The following is a 3,541-nucleotide window of genomic DNA, read 5'->3' as shown; positions in this document are numbered from 1 at the left end:
TACCTCCTCCCCGCCGGCGGGGAGGGTGGGGGAAGGGGGCTTTTAGCCACGAGCCGCGGGCCACGGGCCTGCAACTTCTTGCAACCTCGACCCCGTCCCTCGCCACCTCGCAGGACGCTACTGTGCGCTCTCGAGGTCGGGGCGCAGGCGCACGGCTTCGCGGAGGTAGACGTGGCGGACCTGCTTTTGGGGGAAGTCGGTGTTCCAGAGCATCATCACGCGGATGACGCGGGGAAGGGAGCCGGGGACGGGGACCTCACGGGAGTTGATGAGGGGGACCATCTGCATGCCGAGCTGGCGGGCGGCTTCGGCGGGGAAGGCGGCGTTGAGGTCGTCGGTGAGGGTGAAGATCATAGCGCCGATGGAGTCGAAGTCGGTGATGCGGTTGACCTCGAGCATCTTCTGCAGCAACTCGCGCGTGGCGCTCAGGATGGCTTCGCGGCTGTTCTCTTCAACGGTGATGGCTCCACGGACCCCTCTGACCATATGCGGGTGATTCTACTCCACGCGCGCGGCGCGGCGGGCGTTGTGGGGCTCGAGCTTGAAAGCGCCGCCCCCGGCTGGTACACTCTTGAAGTTGCCCGCACGACCAAGATCGTGCGAAAGGAGCCTCCGAGATGAAGAAGAACCTTCACCCTAAACTGGTGCCGTGCAAGATCATCTGCAACGGCGAAGTGGTGCTCAACACCTACTCCACCAAACCCGAAATCCACGTCGAAGTGTGGAGCGGTAACCACCCCTTCTGGACCGGCCAGCAGCGCTTCGTTGACACCGAAGGCCGCGTGGAGAAGTTCCAGAAGCGCTTCGGCGATTCCTACAAGCGCAAGAAGTAAGCGCGCTGGCTTTCGGCCCCCTCTCCCGCGGGAGAGGGGGCCGACGCTTTGGGGGTTGTGGCTGTGGGGGGCGGCGGGTAAACTCGGCCCCGACATGCCCCATCTGCCCCTGCTCCCTGGATGGATCGAAGTGGTGGTCGGCCCGATGTTCTCAGGCAAGTCGGAGGAGCTCATCCGCCGCGTCAAGCGCGCCCTGATCGCCGGGCAGCGGGTGATGGTGTTCAAGCCCCGCATCGACGACCGCTACCACGCCTCCGACGTCACCAGCCACGACGGCAAGCGGGCCGAGGCCGTCGCGGTGCGGGACTCGGCGGAGCTGCGGGCCCATCTCGGCGAGGAGATGCCCGAGGTGCTGGCCGTGGACGAGGTGCAGTTCTTCGACCAGGGGCTCGTGGACCTGGCGCTCGAGCTCGCCGACCACGGGGTGCGCGTGATCCTGGCGGGCTTAGACCAGGACTTCCGGGGCGAGCCCTTCGGGGTCATCCCCCAACTGCTGGCGAAGGCCGAGTACGTCGAGAAGCTGGCCGCGGTCTGCCCGGTGTGCGGCGCCCCGGCCACCCGCACCCAGCGGCTCATCGGCGGGCGCCCGGCCCGCTACGACGACCCGGTGATCCTGGTGGGGGCCAGCGAGAGCTACGAGCCGCGCTGCCGCAAGTGCCACGTGGTCGAAGGGCACCCCAGCGGGCGGCAGCGGGCCCACAGCCACTGAGCTTTGGGCCTCGCGCCGGGCTCAGCTCACCCCGCCCAGGCTCGAGCCCCACAGGTGGAAGACCCCGATCAGCAGGGCGGCCAGGGAGAACCAGGGGTTCTGCGGCGCGACCGCACGGCCCTGCCGGATCATGACCAGCTCCGCGAACACCGCCAGGCCGCGCAGGGCGTAGACGCTGCCGATGCCCCACAGGACGGGAGCCTGGAAGGGGAGCGGGGGGATGGCCCCGGCTCCCGCCAGCGCGTAGCAGCCGAAGGCCGCGAACATTAGGGCGAGGCCGAGGGTGAGCACGGCCGGAGCCGGCGAGCCCCGTTCCGCGCTGCGGGCCATGCCCTCGCCCGCCCCGAAGAACCGGTAGGCGGGCGCGCCCTTCCAGGCGATCCAGACGTGGAGCAAGGCCAGAATAAAGCTGCTGCCTGCGCTGATGACGAGTATCGGGTTCATGAGACTCCTTTGCCGTTCCTTTGCCAGCCGGTGGCGGTGGGGACGTGCGGGCGGGCCTGCGGGTGGGCTGTGGCAACGTGCGGCGGCACCGTTTTTATGCCTCCTTGCCGAAGAACCCCCGCAAAACCAGCTCCACCACGTGTTTCTTGCGCGCCTCGAGGAACTCGGGGTCGCCGGGGTCGATGCCGAGCGCGGGGAAGAGCGTTTGGCGGTGGGCGAAGGGGAACCAGCACAGGCCCATCAGGCTGATGGTGAGTTGCTTGAGGTCGGTCGAGGCCACGGCCTCGGGCGGCAGGTAGGCCTGGATGGCGGCGATCCCCGCCTCGAGCGCGCGCACGTGCACCGGGTTTTCGCCCAGCGCGCCGCCGCCCTTGAGGGCCTCGTGCTCCACCAGGCGCACGAAATTGGGGTTGCCCACGATGAAGTCGATGTAGCCCCCCAGCCCGGCCGCGAGGACCTCGCGGGGACTGCCGGCCCGGGCGGCCCGGCCGGCGGCGAGGCCGATCTCCCGCAGGGCAGTCTCGAAGATCCTCTCCAGAACAGCCCGATAGAGCCCCGCTTTGGAGCCGAAGAAATAGCCTGGAGTCCCCCTTGAAACCCCCGCCCGTTGGCCGATCTCGGCGAATGAAACCCCATCGAAGCCCTTCTCGGCGAAGAGTTCCTCGGCCGCGTCGAGGATCGCCGACCGGCTCCGGCCGGCGTCGCGGGCTTTAGGGGCTGACGCCAATTTGCTTGACATCCAGCAAGTTATACCCCGAAACGCCCCGGACCGCAAGGGTCGGGCGGGTTGATTAAATTGGATCCAATGGATACACTTGAGCCATGCCGAAGAGCCCCGAGAGACCCCCCGCCACGTCGCCCGACTGGGTCGCCCGGCAACTGCGCGAGCGCATCCTGAGCGGGCACTACCCCGGGGGCACGGCGCTGCGCCAGGAGGAACTGGCCGAGGAACTGGGCGTCAGCCGGATGCCGGTGCGCGAGGCCTTGCGGCAACTGGCGGGGGAGGGGCTGCTGCTCCTCTACCCCCACCGGGGGGCGGTGGTGGCCGAGCTCTCCGTCGCCGAGCTCGAGGAGATCTACGAGATGCGGGCGGTGCTCGAGCCCCTGGCCCTGCGCCTGGCGATCCCCAGGCTCGGCAAGGCCCAGTTGGGCGAGGCCGAAGACGCGCTCGACGCGGCCGAGCTCGAGCGCGACGGGCGGCGGCTGAGCGAGCTCAACTGGCGGTTTCACGCCGCCCTCTACCGGCCCGCGGGGCGCCCCCGGCTGCTCTCCACCGTCGAGACCCTGCACCTCAACGTTGACCGCTACATGCGGATGATCCTCACGGTGGTGCACCACCGCGAACAGTCGGACCGCGAGCACCGCGCCCTGCTGGAGGCTTGCCGGGCACGGGAGGCCGAGCGGGCGTGTGCGCTGCTGGAGCGGCACGTCGTCGAGGCCGGGCAGCGGCTGGTGCGGTTTTTGCAAAAGGAGAAGGCATGAAGCTCGAGAAGTTTCCCCGCCACCCCCTGACCTTCGGCCCTCCAGCTCCGCGCGGGCTTCTCCGGCTTCACCA

6 protein-coding genes are annotated in these 3,541 nt (G+C 69.0%); 3 read left to right on the top strand and 3 right to left on the bottom strand.

Going from position 1 to position 3,541, the window contains the following annotated elements; all coding sequences use genetic code 11:
• Positions 1-117: 117 nt before the first annotated feature.
• Positions 118-486, bottom strand: a complete 369-nt coding sequence (gene aroH / locus Mterra_RS19745) for a chorismate mutase (RefSeq protein ID WP_027892989.1) — start codon at positions 484-486, stop codon at positions 118-120.
• A 131-nt stretch (positions 487-617) separates the two neighbouring features.
• Here aroH and rpmE point away from each other — a divergent pair, with 131 nt between their 5' ends.
• Together rpmE and Mterra_RS19735 are read left to right on the top strand one after the other, a co-directional pair.
• The gene (gene rpmE / locus Mterra_RS19740) at positions 618-833 is read left to right on the top strand and encodes a 50S ribosomal protein L31 (protein ID WP_027892990.1); all 216 of its coding nucleotides are present in this window, start codon (positions 618-620) and stop codon (positions 831-833) included.
• A 94-nt stretch (positions 834-927) separates the two neighbouring features.
• Positions 928-1,542 (top strand): thymidine kinase, encoded by a 615-nt coding sequence (locus Mterra_RS19735; RefSeq protein WP_119316675.1) that lies wholly within the window; start codon positions 928-930, stop codon positions 1,540-1,542.
• Between the two features lie 21 nt (positions 1,543-1,563).
• Here the strand turns inward: Mterra_RS19735 and Mterra_RS19730 are convergent, their stop codons facing one another.
• Positions 1,564-1,986, bottom strand: a complete 423-nt coding sequence (locus Mterra_RS19730; RefSeq protein WP_147372962.1) for a hypothetical protein — start codon at positions 1,984-1,986, stop codon at positions 1,564-1,566.
• A gap of 94 nt (positions 1,987-2,080) precedes the next feature.
• On the bottom strand, positions 2,081-2,725 hold the full coding sequence (locus tag Mterra_RS19725) for a TetR/AcrR family transcriptional regulator (protein ID WP_119316673.1): 645 nt from the start codon (positions 2,723-2,725) through the stop codon (positions 2,081-2,083).
• Between the two features lie 83 nt (positions 2,726-2,808).
• Between Mterra_RS19725 and Mterra_RS19720 the strand changes: the two genes are divergently transcribed.
• Entirely contained in the window at positions 2,809-3,468 is a 660-nt protein-coding gene (locus Mterra_RS19720) for a GntR family transcriptional regulator (RefSeq protein ID WP_119316672.1), read from the top strand.
• Positions 3,469-3,541 lie beyond the last annotated feature (73 nt).

It is taken from the genome of Calidithermus terrae (assembly GCF_003574345.1).
GTDB lineage: Bacteria > Deinococcota > Deinococci > Deinococcales > Thermaceae > Calidithermus > Calidithermus chliarophilus.
This window is presented reverse-complemented; position numbering and strand designations above follow the sequence as displayed.